The 19658-nt window shown below is 69.2% G+C and carries 17 protein-coding genes and 1 tRNA gene; 7 read left to right on the plus strand and 11 right to left on the minus strand.

The annotated features are described in order from the left end of the window. Nucleotides 1-5: 5 nt before the first annotated feature. From tmk to topA, 4 genes are all read right to left on the minus strand, one after another. Nucleotides 6-2048, minus strand: coding sequence for a dTMP kinase (gene tmk, locus AB0I38_RS02600; RefSeq protein ID WP_358460674.1), 2043 nt, complete (start codon nucleotides 2046-2048; stop codon nucleotides 6-8). A 257-nt stretch (nucleotides 2049-2305) separates the two neighbouring features. After that, nucleotides 2306-2842 carry a helix-turn-helix transcriptional regulator gene (locus AB0I38_RS02605; protein ID WP_358460676.1) on the minus strand — a complete coding sequence of 179 codons (537 nt, stop codon included), beginning with the start codon at nucleotides 2840-2842 and terminating at the stop codon, nucleotides 2306-2308. A gap of 92 nt (nucleotides 2843-2934) precedes the next feature. Further along, a complete protein-coding gene (locus AB0I38_RS02610) occupies nucleotides 2935-4299 on the minus strand; it encodes a metallophosphoesterase (protein WP_358460679.1) in 1365 nt (454 codons plus the stop codon). A 55-nt stretch (nucleotides 4300-4354) separates the two neighbouring features. Continuing rightward, nucleotides 4355-7042, minus strand: a complete 2688-nt coding sequence (gene topA / locus AB0I38_RS02615; protein WP_358460682.1) for a type I DNA topoisomerase — start codon at nucleotides 7040-7042, stop codon at nucleotides 4355-4357. A gap of 191 nt (nucleotides 7043-7233) precedes the next feature. Here topA and AB0I38_RS02620 point away from each other — a divergent pair, with 191 nt between their 5' ends. Continuing rightward, the gene (locus tag AB0I38_RS02620; RefSeq protein ID WP_189122240.1) at nucleotides 7234-7419 is read left to right on the plus strand and encodes a DUF5703 family protein; all 186 of its coding nucleotides are present in this window, start codon (nucleotides 7234-7236) and stop codon (nucleotides 7417-7419) included. A gap of 119 nt (nucleotides 7420-7538) precedes the next feature. Here AB0I38_RS02620 and AB0I38_RS02625 read toward each other — a convergent pair whose 3' ends face one another. Then, entirely contained in the window at nucleotides 7539-9506 is a 1968-nt protein-coding gene (locus tag AB0I38_RS02625; protein ID WP_358460686.1) for a chaplin family protein, read from the minus strand. A gap of 200 nt (nucleotides 9507-9706) precedes the next feature. Further along, complete coding sequence (locus AB0I38_RS02630) at nucleotides 9707-10306, minus strand: hypothetical protein (protein ID WP_358460689.1); 600 nt, start codon at nucleotides 10304-10306, stop codon at nucleotides 9707-9709. A gap of 380 nt (nucleotides 10307-10686) precedes the next feature. Between AB0I38_RS02630 and AB0I38_RS02635 the strand changes: the two genes are divergently transcribed. Beyond that, a tRNA-Leu gene (locus AB0I38_RS02635) sits at nucleotides 10687-10772 on the plus strand. Between the two features lie 538 nt (nucleotides 10773-11310). Beyond that, nucleotides 11311-11673, plus strand: a complete 363-nt coding sequence (locus AB0I38_RS02640; protein ID WP_091081204.1) for a helix-turn-helix domain-containing protein — start codon at nucleotides 11311-11313, stop codon at nucleotides 11671-11673. A gap of 26 nt (nucleotides 11674-11699) precedes the next feature. Here AB0I38_RS02640 and AB0I38_RS02645 read toward each other — a convergent pair whose 3' ends face one another. The 5 genes from AB0I38_RS02645 to AB0I38_RS02665 all read right to left on the minus strand — a co-directional run bounded on the left by AB0I38_RS02645 (nucleotide 11700) and on the right by AB0I38_RS02665 (nucleotide 16008). Further along, entirely contained in the window at nucleotides 11700-12290 is a 591-nt protein-coding gene (locus AB0I38_RS02645; protein ID WP_091081201.1) for a ClpP family protease, read from the minus strand. Next, on the minus strand, nucleotides 12287-12913 hold the full coding sequence (locus AB0I38_RS02650; protein WP_355041006.1) for a ClpP family protease: 627 nt from the start codon (nucleotides 12911-12913) through the stop codon (nucleotides 12287-12289). The genes AB0I38_RS02645 and AB0I38_RS02650 overlap by 4 nt, the downstream gene beginning before the upstream one ends. Nucleotides 12914-13367: 454 nt before the next feature. Further along, nucleotides 13368-14027, minus strand: coding sequence for a response regulator transcription factor (locus AB0I38_RS02655; RefSeq protein ID WP_358460695.1), 660 nt, complete (start codon nucleotides 14025-14027; stop codon nucleotides 13368-13370). Next, nucleotides 14024-15178 (minus strand): sensor histidine kinase, encoded by a 1155-nt coding sequence (locus AB0I38_RS02660; RefSeq protein WP_358460698.1) that lies wholly within the window; start codon nucleotides 15176-15178, stop codon nucleotides 14024-14026. Before AB0I38_RS02660 ends, AB0I38_RS02655 begins: the two co-directional genes overlap by 4 nt. After that, nucleotides 15175-16008, minus strand: coding sequence for a CPBP family intramembrane glutamic endopeptidase (locus AB0I38_RS02665; RefSeq protein WP_358460701.1), 834 nt, complete (start codon nucleotides 16006-16008; stop codon nucleotides 15175-15177). Before AB0I38_RS02665 ends, AB0I38_RS02660 begins: the two co-directional genes overlap by 4 nt. A 362-nt stretch (nucleotides 16009-16370) precedes the next feature. Between AB0I38_RS02665 and AB0I38_RS02670 the strand changes: the two genes are divergently transcribed. The 4 genes from AB0I38_RS02670 to AB0I38_RS02685 are packed head-to-tail and all read left to right on the plus strand — an operon-like array spanning nucleotide 16371 to nucleotide 19615. Next, nucleotides 16371-16901 carry a hypothetical protein gene (locus AB0I38_RS02670; RefSeq protein ID WP_358460705.1) on the plus strand — a complete coding sequence of 177 codons (531 nt, stop codon included), beginning with the start codon at nucleotides 16371-16373 and terminating at the stop codon, nucleotides 16899-16901. Next, nucleotides 16901-17833, plus strand: a complete 933-nt coding sequence (locus tag AB0I38_RS02675; protein ID WP_358460715.1) for a DUF4097 family beta strand repeat-containing protein — start codon at nucleotides 16901-16903, stop codon at nucleotides 17831-17833. Before AB0I38_RS02670 ends, AB0I38_RS02675 begins: the two co-directional genes overlap by 1 nt. 16 nt (nucleotides 17834-17849) lie before the next feature. Beyond that, the gene (locus AB0I38_RS02680; protein WP_358460717.1) at nucleotides 17850-18815 is read left to right on the plus strand and encodes an ATP-binding cassette domain-containing protein; all 966 of its coding nucleotides are present in this window, start codon (nucleotides 17850-17852) and stop codon (nucleotides 18813-18815) included. Continuing rightward, entirely contained in the window at nucleotides 18812-19615 is an 804-nt protein-coding gene (locus tag AB0I38_RS02685) for an ABC transporter permease (RefSeq protein WP_358460719.1), read from the plus strand. The genes AB0I38_RS02680 and AB0I38_RS02685 overlap by 4 nt, the downstream gene beginning before the upstream one ends. Nucleotides 19616-19658: the final 43 nt, after the last annotated feature.

Raw genomic sequence — 19658 nt, forward strand, 5'->3', positions numbered from 1 at the left:
ACAGGCTAGTCGCGGATGGCCGGCATCGTGCCCGTGGCGTCTTCGGACTCGTAGGGCACCGGGTCGGGCAGAATCTCCCGCACGCGATCCTGGATGGTGCGGCTGAGCTGGTCGGGCGGCAGAGTGCCGTCGACGACCACGTAGCGGTCGGGAGCGGCCGCGGCCAGCGCGCGAAACTCCTTGCGCACCCGCTCGTGGAACTCCAGCGGCTCAGCCTCGATCCGGTCGGCGGCCCCGCCCAGCCGGGTCAGCCCGATCTCGGGCGGAGTGTCGATCAGCACGGTCAGGTGCGGCACCAGCCCGCCGGTGGCCCAGGCGTTGACCTTGGACACGTCTTCGGGATCCAGCTCCCGCCCGGCCCCTTGATAGGCCAGCGAGGAGTCGACGTAGCGGTCGGTCACCACGAGCGCGCCCCGTTGGAGGGCCGGTCGGATGATCTTCTCGACGTGCTCGGCCCGGTCCGCGGCGTACAGCAGCGCCTCCGAGCGGGCCGACAGCCCCTTCTCGGCCGCGTCGAGCAGGATGGCCCGCAGCCGCATGCCGACCTTGGTGGAGCCGGGCTCGCGGGTCTGCACCACGTCATAGCCCTGGTCTCGCAGCCAGATGGCGAGCAGCCGTGACTGAGTCGTCTTGCCCGACCCCTCGCCGCCCTCGAACGCGACGAACAGCCCGGGCAACCGTTCGGCCGACTCGGGCTGGAACCGCTCCCCCCGCACCGCCGCGAGCAGGTCTTCGGAGAGCGAGACGCCCTTCCGGTCGTCCATGTGGCGGAGCGCCAGGATGCCCACGGCCATCGCCAGCGCGCCACCGACCAGCAGCACCAGGTTGGAGCCGTCGAACTGGTAGACCAGGTCGCCCAGCGTGAACAGGTGGGCGCCGACGAGCGCGGCCAGCGGGTTGGCCGCCGCGACCACGAGCAGCAGCGTCACCCGCGCCGTGGACTGGAGGAAGGAGAACGTGCGCCCGCGCATCGCGTCTTCGACCTCAAGACCGATCAGCGTGTAGCCGATGATCCAGGCGATGCCCGCGCACGCCCCCAGCAGCACCGTCAGCATGACCACGATCGCCAGGTTGTGCACCAGGGCGATCGCGGCCAGGACCAGGCCGGCCAGGGTGATGGCGAGCCCGAACAACCGTCTCCGCGACAGCTCCCGCAGGAACCGGAGCCCGAAGAACATGCCGAGCGCCATGCCGACGAAGACCGCGCCGAACACCACGCCGTAGGCCGCGTCGCCGCCGCCGAGCGCCTCCACGTAGATCTTGGCGACGCCCACGACCGCGCCGCCCGCCGCGAACGCGCCCAGCATGCCGATGATCAGCCCGCGCACCAGGCGGTTGCCGCCGACGAACCGCCAGCCGTCGATGATCTGCTTGAGCACCGACGGGGTGGAGATCGCTCCGTCGCGCCGCGGGATGTCGCGCAGGGTGAAGATGAGGGCCGCCGACACCAGGTAGGCGATGGCGTTGAGGATCAGCGCGGGTGCGGTCGGGTCCATGCCCGACAGGAACGGCACGAGGTTGCGCATCACGTCGGCCCCCACGGACAGCACCGCGAACAACAGGGCCGCGATCGGCGCGCTGCCATAGGTGACCAGCAGGTTGAGCTGGTTGGCCGACTCGAGCTGTTCCTTGGGCACCAGGTTGGGCACCGTGGCGTCCTTGGCCGGAACCCAGAACAGGTTGACGCACTCGACGAGGACCGTCGCGATGATGACCCACTGGTAGCTGCCGACCAGCGGAATCGACAGCACGACGGCGAAACGCGACAGGTCGGCGGCGACCATCGTCACCCGCCGATCGAACCGGTCGGCGAAGGCGCCCGCGAGCGGGCCGAGCAGGACGGCGGGCAGCATCTTGGCGATGAACACGCCGCCGATGGCCAGCGACTGGGTGCGGTAGTCGCCCTTCGTCAGGTTTCCGGCCATGGCGGTCAGAGCGAGGATGTTGAGCCAGTCACCCAGGCTGCACACCGACATAGCCGTCCACAACCGGCGGAACGGGGCGTTGGCCAGCACATGGATGGTTCGGCGTCGGCCAGGGGCGGTCATGATGTCAGCGTATCCAGGTGCTCGCCGGAACTTGGAAGACTAGCGAAAAGCCGGAAATGCCCCGGCTGTTCGTCGCTGAGAGTATTACGTCGGCAGGCGGTCGCGCAGGTGACCCACCCTGAATAGGCCCCCAAAAAGACCATGAACGAAACCTCCCGTCCCGCTCGTAGCTCTTCACACCCGTGCACGGGCTCCGTGAGCCTCCTCGAGGCTCTGTCACACATGAGCGCGGACTCCGTGAGCCTCCTCGACGCCCCTCACACCCGAGTGCGGACTCCGCGAGCCTCCTCGACCAGCGGCAGCCAGCCCGATCGGACGGCGGCGGGGAGGACCAGATCGTCCCAGAGCTCGACGAGCAACACCCCGTCGACATGGTCGAGCAACTGCTCAGGTTTACCTTCCCTGAGCAGCACGGTGTAGGCCTCGCGACGCTGGTCACGGTCGGCCAGGTCATGGCCGGCGCCGTGCAGCCACACGGTGCCGAGCGCCTGGGCCGCCGGTAACCGGGGCAGCCTGCTGGGCACGAAGAACCGGCGGCCGTCGGTGATGCCGCAGGTGAACTCGATCTTCGGCTCCAGCACCAGCCGGAACCCGGCCGCGTCGAGGATGCGTCCCGCCGTCTCCAGGGTGGGCGACTTCCTGCCGTGCTCGTAGGCCGACAGCGTCGTCCTCGACGTGCCACTGACGCTGGCCAGCGCCGACTGCTTCATGCTCGCCGCATGGCGGGCCTGCTTCAACAGCAGCCCGCCTCGCTCCGCCCAGAACGTGACGTCGGGGACCGGCGAAGAGATCATCGTCACCACCTCCGGAAGGCGTATCCAGTTGGATACTACTCCCCTACAGAGCAGGCGTGACCGGATGATCGCGTAACGTAATCGACCGAAGGTCACCGCAGTTCGGCCAGCGTGATCTCCGGCGGCGCGCCAACCCGGACAGGCGGGCCCCAGAACCCGGCCCCACGCGTGACATAGACCTGCACCCCGTCAATCGTGGAGAGCCCTGTCACGGCCGGCTGCTGCAACGGCACCACCAGATTGAACGGCACCATCTGCCCGCCGTGCGTGTGGCCCGACAGTTGCAGATCGACCTTGTGCCGGGCCGCCTCCTCGACCTGGATCGGCTGATGCGCCAGCAGGACCGTGGACCGCGTGGTGTCGCGACCGCCGAGCGCCCTGTCGAAGTCGGGCCCGTCGTCCATGGTCGTGCCCGTGACGTCGTTGACCCCGGCCAGGTCGAGCACGCCGCCCTGGTGACGGATCTCCACGCGTTCGTTGCGGAGCGACCGCACCCCCAGCGCCTGAAGCTCGTCGATCCACTCCGTCGGGCCGTTGGCCGTGTAGTACTCGTGGTTGCCTGTGACGAAGTAGGACCCGTAGCTCGCCTCCAGGTCGGCGAACGGCCTGGCCAGAGCTCCCAGCTCGGCCACCGTGCCGTCGACCATGTCGCCCACGATCGCCACCACGTCAGGCCGCAGAGAATTGATCATCCGGACGATGCGTTCGGCGTGCGCCCTGCCCGTCAACGGGCCCAGGTGAATGTCGCTGACCACGGCGAACCGCAGGCCGCTGAGCCTGGGATCGAGGTTGGGCAGCACGATCTTGACCGGCTCGATCACGGGATCGCCGAGCGCGGTGCGTATGCCGTACCCGACCGTGCCGAGCGCGCTGACGCCCGCGATGGCAGCGGTGGTCCGCCCGAGGAACAACCGCCTGCTCATCGCCTCATCGACCGGCTCCCCTCCGGAAGAATCGCCCTGACCGGCCGGCTCCCCTCCGGAAGAATCGCCCTGACCGACCGGCTCCCCTCCGGAAGAATCGCCCTGACCGGCCGACGCCACCGGAGAGGCGTCACGCGCGGCCTCCCCAGCGGAACCGGACGCCACAGACGGACTCGAGACGGTCGAACGTGCGGCGACAGGGACCGCGACCGGCGGCTGGGACGTCTTCGCACGCAAGGACCGGCGGATGAGCAGCCACGCCACAGCCCGCGGGATCTCCAGCACGACGAGGAACACCAGCAGGTAGAACATGATCGCCAGCCAGAGGTAGCCCGGCCAGGCCAGCCAGTGCCCCCACTCGGAGCGCGTGCCCGCGAACGTCACGGGCACCAGCGCCCCCAAACCCACGAGCCCCCAGGTCAACGCCCTGCGCGCCCTCCCGCGCCGGGTGGTGGAGCGCACCAGCCGATGCCACAGGTACACGTGCACGGCGATGACCACCGTGATGACCATGCCTACGAAGCCGACAATCACCTCGTCATGCTACGAGCCGAGCCATACCGGCGTGCGCTCACGCCTGAGAGGGCTCTCAGGACTTGGCCGCAGGCTTCTTCTTGGCGGGCGCCTTCTTGGCCGGAGCCTTCCGAGCCGCCGTCTTCTTGGGCGCGGGCGCCCGCTCACGTCGCTCGGCCAGCAACTCGGCCGCCCGTTCGATGGTGATCTCCTCGACCGTGTCGCCCTTGCGGAGCGAGGCGTTGGTCTCGCCATCGGTGACGTAAGGGCCGAATCGGCCTTCCTTCACCACGACGGGCTTCTTGGAGTTGGGGTCGTCGCCCAGCTCGCGCAGCGGCGCCGCGGCCGCGGCCCGGCCCCTGCCTCGCTGCTTGGGCTGCGCGAACAGCTCCTTGGCCTGGTCGATCGTGACCGTGAACAGGTCTTCCTCCGAAGTCAGCGACCGGGAGTCGGTGCCCTTCTTCAGGTAGGGGCCGAACTTGCCGTTGTGCGCCACGACCTGCTCGCCGTCGAGCTCACCCACGGCCCTCGGAATCTCCAGCAGCTTGAGCGCGTCGTCGAGCGTCAACGTGTCGAGCGACATGGTCTTGAACAGCGAGCTCGTACGCGGCTTGGCCACGTCGGCCTTCTTGGTCCGCTTCTTCGGGGTCTCCTCCTCCTGGGTGGGGAGGATCTCCGTGACGTACGGCCCGAACCGCCCGTCCTTGGCCACGATCGTGTTGCCGGTCACCGGGTCCTTGCCCAGCTCGCGGTCGCCCGTCGGCCGCGAGAACAGCTCCTCCGCCTTCTCGGCGGTCAGCTCGTCGGGCGTCATGTCCTCGGGAACGTTGACCCGGGTGCCGTCGCGGTCGAGGTAGGGCCCGTAGCGCCCGACCCGGATGACGATGTCGGTGCCCCTGATCGGGAAGGAGCTGATCTCCTTGGCGTCGATGTCGCCGAGGTCGCTGACCATCTCCTTGAGGCCCTCGTCGCCGTCTTCGCCGTAGTAGAAGCGCTGCAGCTCGGGCACCCGCTCGGCCCGGTCGTTGGCGATGTCGTCGAGCACCTTCTCCATTTCGGCGGTGAAGTCGTAGTCGACCAGGTTGCCAAAATGCTGCTCCAGCAGGTTGACCACCGCGAACGCCAGGAACGACGGCACCAGCGCGGTGCCCTTCTTGAACACGTAACCCCGGTCGAGGATCGTGCCGATGATCGAGGCGTACGTCGAAGGACGCCCGATCTCGCGATCCTCCAGCTCCTTGACCAGCGACGCCTCGGTGTAGCGGGCCGGCGGCTTGGTCGAGTGGCCGGCCACGTCGAGCCGCGTGACGCTGAGCGCGTCGCCCTCGGCCAGGTTGGGCAGCCGCTTCTCGGAGTCGTCGCGGTCGGTCGACGGGTCGTCGGCGCCTTCGACGTAGGCCTTCAGGAAGCCGTGGAACGTGATCGTCCGGCCCGAGGCGCTGAACTCGACGTCCTCGCCCGAGGAGGACCGGCCGCCCACCTTGACCGTGACCGACTCGCCGACCGCGTCCTTCATCTGGGACGACACGGTGCGCTGCCAGATCAGCTCGTACAGCCGGAATTTGTCGCCGCTCAGCCTGGTCTCGCCCGGAGTGCGGAACTCCTCGCCGGACGGCCGGATCGCCTCGTGCGCCTCCTGCGCGCTCTTCACCTTGCTGGTGTAGACGCGCGGCTTGTCCGGAACGTACGCCTGGCCGTACAGCTTGATCGCCTGGGAGCGCGCGGCCGCGATCGCGGTCTCCGACAGCGTGATGCTGTCGGTGCGCATGTAGGTGATGAAGCCTTCCTCGTAGAGGCGCTGCGCGACCTGCATCGTGTACTTGGCGGAGAAGCCCAGTTTGCGGCTGGCCTCCTGCTGCAAAGTGGTCGTCCGGAACGGGGCGTAGGGCTTGCGGGTGTACGGCTTGCGCTCGACGGACTTGACCGCGAACGACGAGCCCCGGAGCCGGCCGGCCAGCTCACCGGCGGCGGCCTCCGACAGGTGCAGGACGTCCTTGGTCTTGAGCTGCCCGGTGCTGGCGAAGTCGCGCCCCTGCGCCACGCGCTTGCCGTCGACGTTGGTCAGCGTCGCGCTGAAGTCACGTGGCCGCTCCTCGGCCCTGCCCGTGTCGAACAACGCCTGCAGGTCCCAGTAGTGGGCCGACGTGAACGCCAGGCGCTCGCGCTCCCGCTCCACGACCAGGCGCGTCGCCACCGACTGGACCCGGCCGGCGGACAGGCGGGGCTTGACCTTCTTCCATAGGACCGGGCTGACCTCGTAGCCGTAGAGCCGGTCGAGGATGCGCCTGGTCTCCTGGGCGTCGACGAGGCGCAGGTTGAGGTCGCGGGGGTTGGCGACCGCGTCGCGGATCGCCTGCGGGGTGATCTCGTGGAACACCATGCGGTGCACCGGCACCTTGGGCTTGAGCACCTCGCGCAGGTGCCACGCGATGGCCTCGCCCTCGCGGTCCTCGTCAGTGGCCAGGTAGAGTTCGTCCGCATCCTTCAGCAGCTGCTTCAGCTTGCTGACCTGCGCCCTCTTGTCAGGGTTGACGACATACAGCGGCTCGAATTCATGATCGACATTCACGCCCAGACGTGCCCACGCCTCCCCCTTGTACTTCTCGGGGATGTCGTCGGCCTTCTCCGGCAAGTCACGGATGTGGCCGATGCTCGATTCGACGACGTAGCCGCTACCGAGGTACTGCTCGATCGTCTTCGCCTTGGCCGGCGACTCGACTATCACCAGGCGGGTTCCGCCGACGCTGCCGTTCTTGGCTGGCACGCTGCTTCCTACCTCGCTGTTCGCTAACAATTCCCCCTGCCGGGAGCCGGCACAGATCTGAAAGGTAACCCGTCTCGCGGATTTTTCCTTCCCCCGGGGCTACCCACTAGCTTCCGGGTCCACCCACCAGCACGCAGAATAAGGCCCACTGAGCGGCATCGCGCCCTGACTCACCCTGGAGACTAATCGCTGTGCTCGACTACTCCTACATGGATATCTACATTCCGCGCGACCTGTCCCGTGAAGCCGCACGTCAACTGCTGACCGAACACGCAGAGTACGGCCACTGGGAGCTCGCGCGGGTGCGGCTGCATCCGGACGGAAGTCGTCATGTGCGGCTCCGCCGCAAGATCATGCGGGTGCGCCGCACCCTCTGAGTATGGCCATGCTTTGCCTGCCAAGTATGGACATGGCTTTGCCCGCCCCGGGGCCGCGCCCCCCGGAACGGGCAAAGCGTCACGTGAACCGGCAGCTCACAGGGTGCCGGCTGGGGATGCTACTTCCTGCCGAGACGGAACCGGCGGGTCGCCGCGAACAGCGTCGCCGAAGCGGCGAACATCCCGCCCAGGACCAGCGCGAACAGCGAACCGTTGTTCATGCCGGTGACGCCGATGGGCTGAGCGGCGCTCATCAGCCCGATGGGCAGAGCCCCGGCCGCCGACGTCACCGCGCCCCCCACCGGGGTCGAGGAGACCAGCGAGGTCGCCGGGCTGACCGCGGACAGCGGCCCGGAGGGGCCCGCGACGCTGGACGCGGCGGCGGTGGCGCGCTTGCCCGGCTTGGCCGGCTTGCCCGGAGTGGCGGGCTGGCCGGGCAGCCCGGGGAGACCGGGCAGGGCGGGGAGCCCGAACGACTGGGACACGTCACCGACGACGGGCAGGGCCGGCAGGCCACCGCCGCGCATCGACTGCGTGACGTTGCCCGCGTCCTGCAGGCCGCTCAGGGCCGGCACGACCGGCAGCGCGGACATGCCGCCCTTGGCCTGTGCGACCTTGCCGCTCATCTGGGTGTAGCGGTCGAAACGGTCGTGCCCGTGGTCGACCGGCCGGCCGACGCGAGCCCCGCCGAGGCAGCCGGCGGCGGCGTCGCCGAGCACCGCCACGGCGTTGCCGCAGACGTTGATCGGAGCGGTGATCGGCGCGACCACCTGGTTGCCGGCCAGCACGCCCGACCGGCCCGATGTGGTGTTGCCACCGCCGCCCACGCCCTGCTGGGGCGAGACACTGGCCCCGCCCTTGCAGTGGGCCTCGGCCAGGCCGAGCGCGGCGACCGCGTTGCCGCAGGCGTTGATCGGGGCGGTGATCGGGGCCACGACCTGGTTGCCGGCCAGCACGCCCGACCGGCCCGACGTGGTGTTGCCACCGGCGCCCCGGCCGCCGTTCTGCACGGACGCGCCGCCCCTGCACCCGGCGAACGCCTCTCCGAACGCGGCCACGGCGTTGCCGCAGACGTTGATCGGAGCGGTGATCGGCGCGACCACCTGGTTGCCCGCCAGCACGCCCGACCGGCCCGACGTGGTGTTGCCACCGGCGCCGGAACCGCCGCCGCGGTTCTCGACGGACGCGCCGCCCTTGCAGCCGGAGGCCGCGTTGCCCACGGAGTTTCCGCAGGCGGTGATGGGCAGGCTGATCGGCGCGACGACCTGGTTGCCGCTGCCGGCGCCGAACCGCCCGTCGGTGTCGTTGCCGCGGGAACCGGGGGTGCCAGGGCCGCTGTGGTAGCCGTGACCGGGCTTGCGACCGCCGTTGGTGACGGACGCGCCGCCCTTGCAGCCCGAGAACGCCTCGCCGAACGCCGCGACCGAGTTGCCGCAGACGTTGATCGGCGCGCTGATCGGGGCGATGACCTGGTTGCCGCCGAGCACGGAGCTGCGACCGGAGGTGGTGTTGCCCCCGGCGCCGACACCGGTGTTCTTCACCGAGGCGCCGCCCTTGCAGCCGGCGGTCGCCTCGCCGAAGATCGCCACCGCGTTGCCGCAGGCGTTGATCGGAGCGTTGATGGGTGCGGTGACCTGGTTGCCGCCGAGGATGCTGTGGTCACCGGAGGTCCGGTTGCCTCCCGCGCCGCCCTTACCGGAGTTGGTGACCGAGGCGCCGCCCTTGCAGCCCGCGTCGGAGCTGCCGAAGATCGCCACCGCGTTGCCGCAGGCGTTGACCGGAGCGTTGATCGGCGCGTTGACCTGGTTGCCGCCGAGGATGCTGTGGTCACCGGAGGTCCGGTTGGGGATGCCGCCCTTTCCAGTGTTGGTCACCGTCGCGCCGCCCTCGGAGGACGCGTTGGACTCGCCGGCCACGCCGACGGCGTTGCCGCTGATGTCGATCGGCAGCGAGATCGGCAGGTTGACCTGGTTGCCGCCGCCGATGGAGTTGTCGCCGGACGTGTCGGCGAGCGCGGTGCCGCTGAACGACATGACCGCGACCGCCAGCAGAGCGGCAGGAGTGGAAGCCTTGGCCCACGTACGCATGATGGATGCTCCTGTGTGGTTCTAGGGGGATTGCCTGACAGTTCGCGGACAGCCGAGGCCGTGCGAGGTCGCAGGGCGCCGCGCACAGCGGGACCTCGGATTCGGCGAACCAGTGATGACTGACGTGTCTCTCGCTGGCGGAGGGGATCGATGCCGCGCTCCGCCGCCGGCACGTGAAGTGCCGGAACCTGTGGCGAGGATCAGTCAGGTGAGAAAGAAGGGTCGTCCGCCGCTGTGCGGACGACGGGGGGAAGCACGCGCGCCAGGGGGGCGCGCACAGCTTCGGGACGCGGGCCGTCAACAGACCTCGCAATATCCCCCATACTCGGCCCGAACGGGCCGCTGCCACCGCCGTTGGGCACCAGACCGTCGGTGTCCAGCATCGTGCTCGCGGAGGAAGGTGCGGGCAGGCCAGGGTCGGACTGGCTGGTGAGCCCGTCGACCGTCAGCCCTGCCATCGCCTCGGCGTCGTCCAACGCCGTGGCCTCGCCGTCGACCGCGGCAAACCCGTCGGTAACGGACTCTGTGACGGTGAGAGGCGCGCCGGCTCCTGGCGCCGCGGTGGACTCCGCAGCGGCAGGAGCGGCGAAGGTCATCCCGAACAGGACGGCGAGCAGCCAACCAGCGGCCAGCAGGAAGCCGACCGCGACCGCTCGTGCGATGACCTGACGGACGCCGGCCGCGAACCGCGCCATCCGTGCGGCCCGCTCGGTCATCACATCCTCCGCCCGGAGGGACATGGACGCGCGCCGCACGGCGGAGGGCTGCGCCCTCAGCTGCCGCATCGGCGTGCGTGCCACGTGACCTCCTGGAACTCCAGAACCGACCTCACATGGTGAGGCCGGTCCATGGACTCACCCCTCAACGGTCCGTAACCGTAGCAGCACCCACAGTTGCCACAAGGGGTTTTCAGCAGAGATCCAGTAATCGGTCATGCACCCGCACCCCGAACCGCAGCGAATCGCCCTGCTCCCGCTCGTCCATCCCATGGGAGACCCCAGAGAAGGCCAGGCCGGTCGGCGGCCTGCCCGGCACGACGCGTAGCGGCTCCTCGGCAGCTCTGACAGGGGGTGTGAATGCACCCCGATAGGCTCCGCGGAGTACTGGTATGACGCACCCCTGAGAGTTTGCTAACCTTACGGAGCCGACGCGGGATGACGGTCCCACGTGCAGGCACCACGTCCGGGTGGCGGAATAGGCAGACGCGCTAGCTTGAGGTGCTAGTGCCCTTTGCGGGGCATGGGGGTTCAAGTCCCCCCTCGGACACCGGTCACATAAAGCGCCAGGTCTCTGACCTGGCGCTTTTGCTTTGTCTTGGCGCTGAGGGTTCAAGTCGAGGAACCTATAGCCCCAGGCCCGGCGCATGGGGGTTCATCTCCCCCTCCGACATACACGGTAAGCCCATGGTCCTCAGTACGCCGTCGGTGAAGAGCCGGCGGCGGGCTGAGCACCTCGGGTCCTGATGCGCCGAGGTGCTGGGTCTGGGGGTCGGTACGGCGAGTGCGGGAGGGGCGGTCGGCACCGGCGACGGACGTGGCGTTCAGGATGCCCGCGCCTCACACGAGTGGCCGGCCTGGCGTTGGAAGGACCGCAACCCGGCTTCCGGACCCCGCCTCACCTTGCAGAGCGCGGTGTGCGCCCTGGTCACGTGGCCGGGTGACCGGTGTCACCGAGTGGTCGCCGCCGCAGCGCCCACTCGTGAGCGGGCGGAGGCGCCCTGAGGGCGGGCGAAGGGGCCAGTGACTGGTTCTGCTCTACGCGAAGCCGACAGGACTCGAACGTGAGGTCTCCCTATGGTGTAGGCATGGCCTCCTCCATCCCGCCGCTGCGTCCGGCGATCGATCGGACCGCCCCCGAGTTCTCTCCGGTTCGCGAGCGGCTGTGGAGGCAGGTGCTCGGTGAGTGTCTGCGAGGCATTCGTCACGAGCGAGGCGAGAAGTTGAGCGAGACGGCGAGTCGCGCCGGAGTCTCACCGCAATATCTCTCCGAGATAGAACGAGGGCTCAAAGAGCCGTCGAGCGAGATGATCGCTGCGGTCGCCGGAGCGCTGGATGTGACCCTGGTCGATCTGACCCTTGCCGTGGCCGAGAGCCTGCGCCCCGCTCAGCACAGCGTGTCGAGAGGCGCTACCTGCTCGGCGGCGACGGCGTACGCACTGGCCGCATAGCGCGGCTTGCCGGGGTGTCCACGGGGTTAGGAGTGCTCCTCGATGATCTGGTCGAGGAGCCCGTACTCCAAGGCCGCGGTCGCGGTGAACACGCGATCGTGATCGGTGTCGGCGCGTAGGGTCTCGATCGTCTGGCCGGTGTGGCGTGACAGGATGCGCTCAATGTCCGCCCGGACACGTACGACCTCGTCAGCCTGCAAGATGAGATCGGGGATCGTTCCGCGCCCTTGAGCGGCCGGTTGGTGCAAGATCACCCGTGCGTGTGGGAGAGCGGCACGTTTTCCCTCGGCGCCTGCGGCGAGAAGGACAGCGCCCACGGCGACGGCCTGTCCGACGCAGGTGGTCGAGACCCGCGGGCGGATATGACGCATCGTGTCGTAGATCGCGAGCATCGCGCTCGGGTCGCCGCCTTCGCAGTTGATATAGAACTGGATCTCGGCATCGGGGTTGTCCGACTCCAGAAAGATCAGCTGCGCGATGAGCGCGTTCGCGACGCCCGCGTCAATGGCGGTGCCCAGATAAACGATTCGCTCGGTGAGCAGGTGCGAGTAGACATCCATGATCCGCTCGCCGCGAGGATTCTGGGCGATTACGTTCGGGATCGTATATGAGGTCACTTGCCGACTCCTTCGGTGATGCCGAATCCGGGCCGCGGGCGATGGTGGGGCGCGATTTCGCCGAAGTTCTGCACGATCGCATCGATGAAGCCGTAGTCGAGTGCTTCTTGCGCTGTGTACCAACGATCGTGCAGGGAATCCTCGAATATGCGCCCGACGGGTTGTCCCGTGTCCTCGGCGATGAGGCCGAGCACCGTGTCGCGCGTATGCCGAAGGTCGTTGGCCTGCAGTTCGATGTCAACCGCGGTGCCGCCGATTCCCGCCGAACCCTGGTGCATCAGGACGCGTGAGTGCGGCAGGGCACGGCGCTTCCCGCGGGCTCCCGAGGACAGCAGGAATTGCCCGGCACTGTAGGCGATGCCCAACACGAGGGTCGATACGTCGCAGGGAATGAGTCGAATGACGTCGCGAATCGCCAGCATCGAGGGAACCGAGCCGCCCGGGGAGTGGATCCACAATGCGATGTCGGTCGACGCGTCCTGCGTGGCGAGTGTCATCAATTGCGTGGCCAGCAGCGTCCCGTTGTCATCGTCGAGAGGGCCGTCGAGAACGAGAACACGCTGCTCATAAAGCTCGCGTCTTACCTGCGCGTTCAACAGCGGAAGTTTTGATTCTTCGCTCATGCGTCCATCATGTGCAGCGATTCGGACCAGGGGTGACGCGATCTGCCTGGGGCAGATCTGCTGTGAGCTGATCGATCTCCTGAGCTGGGACGACTCGGCGGCCAACGGGTCGGGGAAGGTGGCGACGGTCAGCGGGGTTCAACTTGGTCGCGATCTTGGAACCCGGCGCCGCCGCACAGTGCGACCACCTGCGCGAAGGTCTCCAACCTGATCCGTCACGGACATCGTCAGGCCACATGAATGCGATGTACAGGAATAGAAATATCGGCAGGCCATGTGCGACCGGTGGTGCTCGCCCCTCGGACACACTTCGTACATGATCGCCCGAGCTCATCTCGGGCGATCACTGCGTTTCGGGCCGGTTCGCCGGTCGAACACAGACCGAGCCGCCGCACACCTCGGCCTACGGGCCGGTTCTTCGCTGCCCTTGCGCCATACCCGGCGAGCGCGGCTCTCAGCTCACCAGGCCCCTGCGGTAGGCGTAGACCACGGCCTGCACGCGGTCACGCAGGTCGAGCTTGGTGAGGATGCGCGACACGTACGTCTTGACGGTCTCCTGGCTGATCACCAACGTCGCGGCGATCTCGCTGTTGGACAGGCCGTCGGCGATGAGACGGAGCACCTCCAGTTCGCGCGGGGTCAGCACCATGTCGTCCGGCGTGCCCTCGGCGGGACGGATCCGCGCCGCGTACCTGCCGACGAGCTGCCGCGTCACCTCGGGTGCCAGCAGCGCGGCGCCTGCCGCGACGGTGCGGATGCCGTGCAGCAGTTGCGCCGGTGGGGCGTCCTTGAGCAGGAAGCCGCTCGCGCCCGCGCGCAGCGCCTCGTACACGTACTCGTCCAGGTTGAACGTCGTCACCACGAGCACCTTGACCGGGTGCGTCACCCCGGCGCCGGCGAGCAGGCGGGTCGCCTCGATGCCGTCGAGCACCGGCATCCGTATGTCCATCACCACGATGTCCGGGTTCAGCCGGCGGGCGAGGTCGACCGCGGCGCGGCCGTCCCCGCACTCGCCCACCACCTTGAGGTCGGGCTGCGCACCGATGATCGTCACGAAGCCGGTGCGGATCAGCGCCTGGTCATCGCAGACCAGCACCCGGACCGGCGCGGTCACGACGAGCTGCCAGCGGGGACGCGGGCCCGCACGACGAAGCCGCCGCCCGCCCTCCGGTCCGCGCTGAACTCGCCGCCCAAGGCGTAGACCCGATCGCGGAGCCCGGCCAGGCCCCGCCCGCTCCCGCCGGGGGAAGCGGCCCGCGAGCCGGGATCGTCGGTGCTGACCTCCACGGTGATCTCCCTCTCGCCATGGCGCACGTGGACCGTGGTGCGGCTGCCGTGGGCGTACTTGAGCGCGTTCGTCAGAGCCTCCTGCACGACCCTATAGGTCACGAACTCGGCACTGCCGGCCGATCGCGCTGGTCTGCCCTCCTCGGTGAACTCCACCGGCTGCCCCGCCGAGCGCGTCTGCTCCACGAGCGAGTGAAGGTCGCCGACGGACGGAGTCCGGACGTCGGCGTCGTGGCCGGGGTTGAGCAGGTCTAGCAGGTGCCGCAGGTCGGCGATGGCCCGCCGGCCGGTGTCGGTGACGGCGTTCAAGGTCGCGTCGAGGCGATCGGGCGCGGCGGTCAGGTAGCGCGCCGCTTCCGCCTGTACGACCATCGCCGTCACGTGGTGGGTCACGACGTCGTGGAGTTCGCGGGCGATGCGGGTGCGTTCGGCGACGCGGGTGGTCTCGGCGACGTGGTGGCGGCGTTCGGCCTCGGCGGCCCGGGTGGAGCGCAGCCAGGCCCCGATGCCCCATGCGAGGACCAGCGCCAGGTAGAACAGCACGAATCCTTCCGGCTCCTCGCCCACGCCGGCCCGATCGAGCGCGACCGCCAGCGGCAGGTACGCCACGGAGAGGAGGACCATGGTGACGCGCCGGTGACGTTCCAGGTGGGCGCCCGCGCTCACCAGGGCGATGGGCAGCGCGATGCCCGCCAGCGCGTGATAAGCGAGGAACTGGTCGAGGGCGAAGCCGAGCGACACCAGGGCGAGACAGACGGCCGGCCACCGCCGGCGCACGGCGAGCGGGAGGCATTCGAGGGCGATCACCGCGATGGCCGGTGCGTCGAAAGGGCTGGGCGGCAGGTCGCCGAGCTGCGTCCCGTGGCCCTGCAAAGCCGGCAGGAATGACGCGACGGACAGCAGCAGAGCGAGCGGAAAATCGCGGACCGTGACGTCGGATCGCCGCCAGAGGTCCGCGACCCGCCGGAGATCGATCACTGGGAGAGCGTAGCGGTCGCGTCGGCGCGGGTGCCGCGCCGACGGGGGACCAGGTTGCCACGCCGGCGGGCCAGCCACATGAACACGATCGTCAGCAGCAGGCCGAAGACCACCGCGTACGGGCTCGCCTCCGGCCCGAACTCGCCACCGGTGAGCAGGGCCGGGCCCGACATCACGCCGTTCAGCAGCCCCGACGTCGCGCCGTTGCCGGAGACCTCGGTGCTGAAGATGCCGGCAGCGGCGAAGTTCCAGCCGAGGTGCAGGCCGATCGGTACCCACAGGGTGCGGGTGGCGGCGTAGGCGGCGGCGAGCATGCCGCCGGCCTCGATCGCGACGGCGATGGCGCCCCACAGGCTGGCGTTCTGGTTGAACAGGTGCATCAGGCCGAACAGCAGACCGGTCAGCACCAGCGCCATCCAGGTGCCGGCGCGTTCCTCGACGATCCGGAACAGGATGCCGCGAAAGATCAGCTCCTCCGACACCGCGGCGGCGGCCATGACGCCGAGCAACGCGACCGCGCCAGCCGCCGAGCCCAGGCCGTCGATCCGATAGCCGCCCAGGAAGGCGATGTTCACGATGACGGCCGCGAACATCCCGACCCCGATCAGCACCCCTCGGCCGGTGGCGGCGGCAGCGCCCTTCGCGGCCACTTCTACTGGCGCGCGGCGCTCGGACCACCGCACCACCCAGGCGTACACGAACACCAGCAGCACGGCTGTCGAGAGACCGAGGAGCAGGGTGAGGATGGTGTTCCCCTGCACCGCGTGCACGCCCAAGCTGCCGATGTACGCGACCGCCGCGACGGCCACAAGCTGCTTCAACAGTCGCATGACGACTCCTTCGCGAGATCCCTCGGCCTGGCGCCGCGGGTACGTCGAGAACGCTATGGATTCGACGGCCTCGAATCGTCACCGCACGGTGGACACTCGCGGGTAGCTCGCACGGGGGACAAGCGTGGCGCGGTGTTCGCCGCGCCACGAGGAACGGACTTCTGTCCACGTGATCGCCTGGGCGGTGAGGGCCTTTCGGCGTTGGACGTCAAGGCCAAGGTCCTCGGCGTGCTCATGGCGCTCCAGGTCCAGGGTGGGGCCGGGCGGTGATCAGAGCCACCGAGCTCCATGGCGTCGCTGTGGCGCCACAGAGATGGCGTCATCCGCTTGTTTTGACGCCATTGCGATGTCACTATGACGTCATGGACCTTGCGCCGTATGTCGATCATCTCCGCCGCGAGCTCGCGATCACCGCCGGCGCGGGCGGGGAGGAAGCTCGTGCGCTGGCGGAACGGCTCGCCGCGACGCTCGAGTCGGCCACCCGGCTCGCGCTGCTGGAGGCCCTGTCGGCCGCCGCGGATGAGATCACCCACGACCTCGCACCGGGCTCGGTCGAGGTACGCCTACGCGGGCGCGACCCCGATTTCGTCGTGACGCCACCGCCGAGCGCCCGCCCGTTCGAGGAGGAGGGCGAGATCAGGCAGGTCGAGACACCGCCCGCCCCGCTGCCACCCCCGGACACCGACGAGGGCGGTACGTCCCGGATCTCGCTCCGGGTCCCCGAGCATCTCAAGCCGCGCATCGAGGAGGCGGCCACCCGCGACGGGCTATCGGTCAACGCCTGGCTGGTCCGCGCCGTCACCGCCGCGCTCGACCCCGGAGACGCCGGCGGCCGGTCCAGCCGGCGCCCGGTTCAGCAGACCGGCAACCGCTACCGCGGCTGGGTGCGCTGATGACCACAACCCACGAGAGGACCGGAATGCCGACCTTCAACACCCCCGAACCCATCCTCGCCATCATCGACCTGGCGAGCGCCGCCGTCCGGATCAACGCGAGCGACCGCGCCGACACCATCGTCGAGATCCGCCCGAGTGACGAACTCAACGACGCCGACGTGCGGGCCGCCGAGCGCACCGTGGTCGAGTACGCCGACGACAGGCTCCTGGTGCGGACCGACAAGGAGGGTGCCGGCTCGGCCTCCGACTGGGGCCTTTCGCTCGACAAGCTCTTGGAGTCGCCCGCGGGCTGGGCGCGTTCGCTGCTGCTCGGCCCGGGCTCGGTCGACGTGCGCATCGACCTGCCGACCGGCTCCCGCCTCGACGCCAAGACCTCGGGGAGCCTGCGCTGCCGGGGCTCGCTCGGCGAGGTGACGCTCACCACCTCCTACGGCGACATCCGGGTGGAGCAGACCGGTCGGCTACGGCTGAAGAGCACCCATGGCGACATCTCGGTCACCCGCGCGTCCGGTCACCTCGAGGTCACCACGACCCACGGCGGCATCGACATCGGCGAGATCAGCGGCACCGCCTCGGTCAAGACCTCCCATGGCGACGTCCGTCTCGGCAAGGTGACCGGCGAGCTGCGGCTGAACAGCGCCCACGGCGACATCGCCGTCGACCGTGCCCTGGCCGGCGTCTCGGCCAAGACCGCGTACGCCAGCGTGCAGATCGGCGAGGCGGTGTCCGGCCTGATCGTCATGGAGACCACCGGCGGTGGCCTGGATCTCGGCATCCGCGAGGGCAGCGCCGCCTGGCTGGACGTGAGCTCCACGTACGGCACCGTGGACGTCTCCCTCGACCCCAGCGACGTCCCCGCCAGGACCGATCAGACCGTCGAGGTGCGGGCCCACACCACCCACGGCGACATCGTCATCCACCGTTCCTGACAACCGAGGAGATCTCATGCCTGACGCGATCGTGGCCGAGGGACTGGTCAAGAAGTACGGTGACGTGGCCGCCCTCGACGGGATGGATCTGACCGTTCCCGAGGGGACGGTGTTCGGGCTGCTCGGCCCGAACGGCGCCGGCAAGACCACCGCCGTACGGATCTTGACCACATTACTGAAGCCGGACGCCGGGCACGCCGCGGTGGCCGGGTTCGACGTCGTACGCGACGCGGACCGGCTGCGCGCCCACATCGGCGCCTCCGGCCAGTACGCCGCCGTGGACGACCACCTCACCGGCGCCGAGAACCTGGAGATGGTCGGCCGCCTCTACCACCTGGGCGTCAAGCGCAGCCGGCGGCGCGCCCGCGAGCTGCTGGACCACTTCGACCTGACCGAGGCGGCCGACCGCCCCGTGCGGGGCTACTCCGGCGGCATGCGACGCCGGCTCGACCTGGCCGGCGCATTGGTCGCCAACCCGCCCGTGTTGTTCCTCGACGAGCCCACCACCGGCCTGGACCCCCGGGCCAGGATCGGCCTGTGGGACGTCATCTCCGGGCTCGTCGCGGAGGGCACGACGGTGCTGCTCACCACCCAGTACCTGGAGGAGGCCGACCGGCTCGCCGACCGCATCGCGGTGGTCGAGCACGGACGCGTGATCGCGCTCGGCACCGCCGACGAGTTGAAGGACCAGGTCGGCGGCGACCGGATCCAGCTGTCGGTGACGAACGCGGCGAACCTGGAAACCGCCGCCAGGACGCTGGCGCCGCTGGCCGCCGGTGACGTGCAGATCGATGCCGCCGCGCTGCAGGTGACGATTCCGGTGACCGGAGGCGCGACCTCACTGACCGAGGCGCTCGGCCGCCTGGCCGCCGAGCGGATCACCGTACGCGATGCCGGCCTGCGCCGGCCGACCCTGGACGACGTGTTCCTGAGCCTCACGGGACACGAGGCCGACGACAAGATCGAGGAGACCGTCCGATGAACACCCTGCAATTAGCCGTCGCCGACGGCGTGACGATCGCCCGGCGCAACGCCCTGAAGATCCGCAGAGCACCCGACCTCCTGGGCGGCGTGATCATGCTCCCCATCGTGTTCGTGCTGCTGTTCACCTACGTCTTCGGCAGCATGATCAGCCTGCCCGGCATGTCGTACGGCGAGTACCTGCTCCCCGGGATCTTCGTCATGACCATCGTCCAAAGCGCGCAGATCACCGGCTACACGCTGACGCAGGACCTGCAGAAGGGCATCTTCGACCGGTTCCGCACGCTGCCGATGTCGCCCTCGGCGGTGCTGACCGGCCAGACCATCAGCGACGTGATCATGAATCTGACCAGCGTCGTCACGATGGCGCTCGTCGGTCTGCTCGTCGGATGGCGCATCCACAGCTCGCCTTTCGAGGCCGCCCTCGGGTTCCTGATGCTGCTGCTGTTCGCCTACGCCTTCTCATGGGTGACGGCCACGGTCGCGCTGGCCCTGCGCACGCCCGAGGTCTTCAACAACGTCGCCACCATCATGTCGCTTCCACTGATCTTCCTGTCCAACGCCTTCGTCGACAGCGCGCGCCTGCCCGGGCCCTTGAAGCCGATCGCCGAATGGAACCCGGTCTCCACGCTCGTCCAGGCCGCGCGCGAGCTGTTCGGCAACACCAGCCCGGCCATCCCCGTGTCCAGCGCCTGGCCGCTGCAGCACGCGGTGCCGGTGTCGTTACTGTGGTCGGTCCTGCTCCTGGTCATATTCGTGCCGCTGGCCACGCGGCTGTACAAAAGGGCCGTCAGCCAATGAACACCGTCGCCGACCTCCCGGACGAGGAGGTGCTCCGGCCGGC

This window comes from Nonomuraea cavernae (assembly GCF_040655715.1).
Lineage (GTDB): Bacteria > Actinomycetota > Actinomycetes > Streptosporangiales > Streptosporangiaceae > Nonomuraea > Nonomuraea cavernae_A.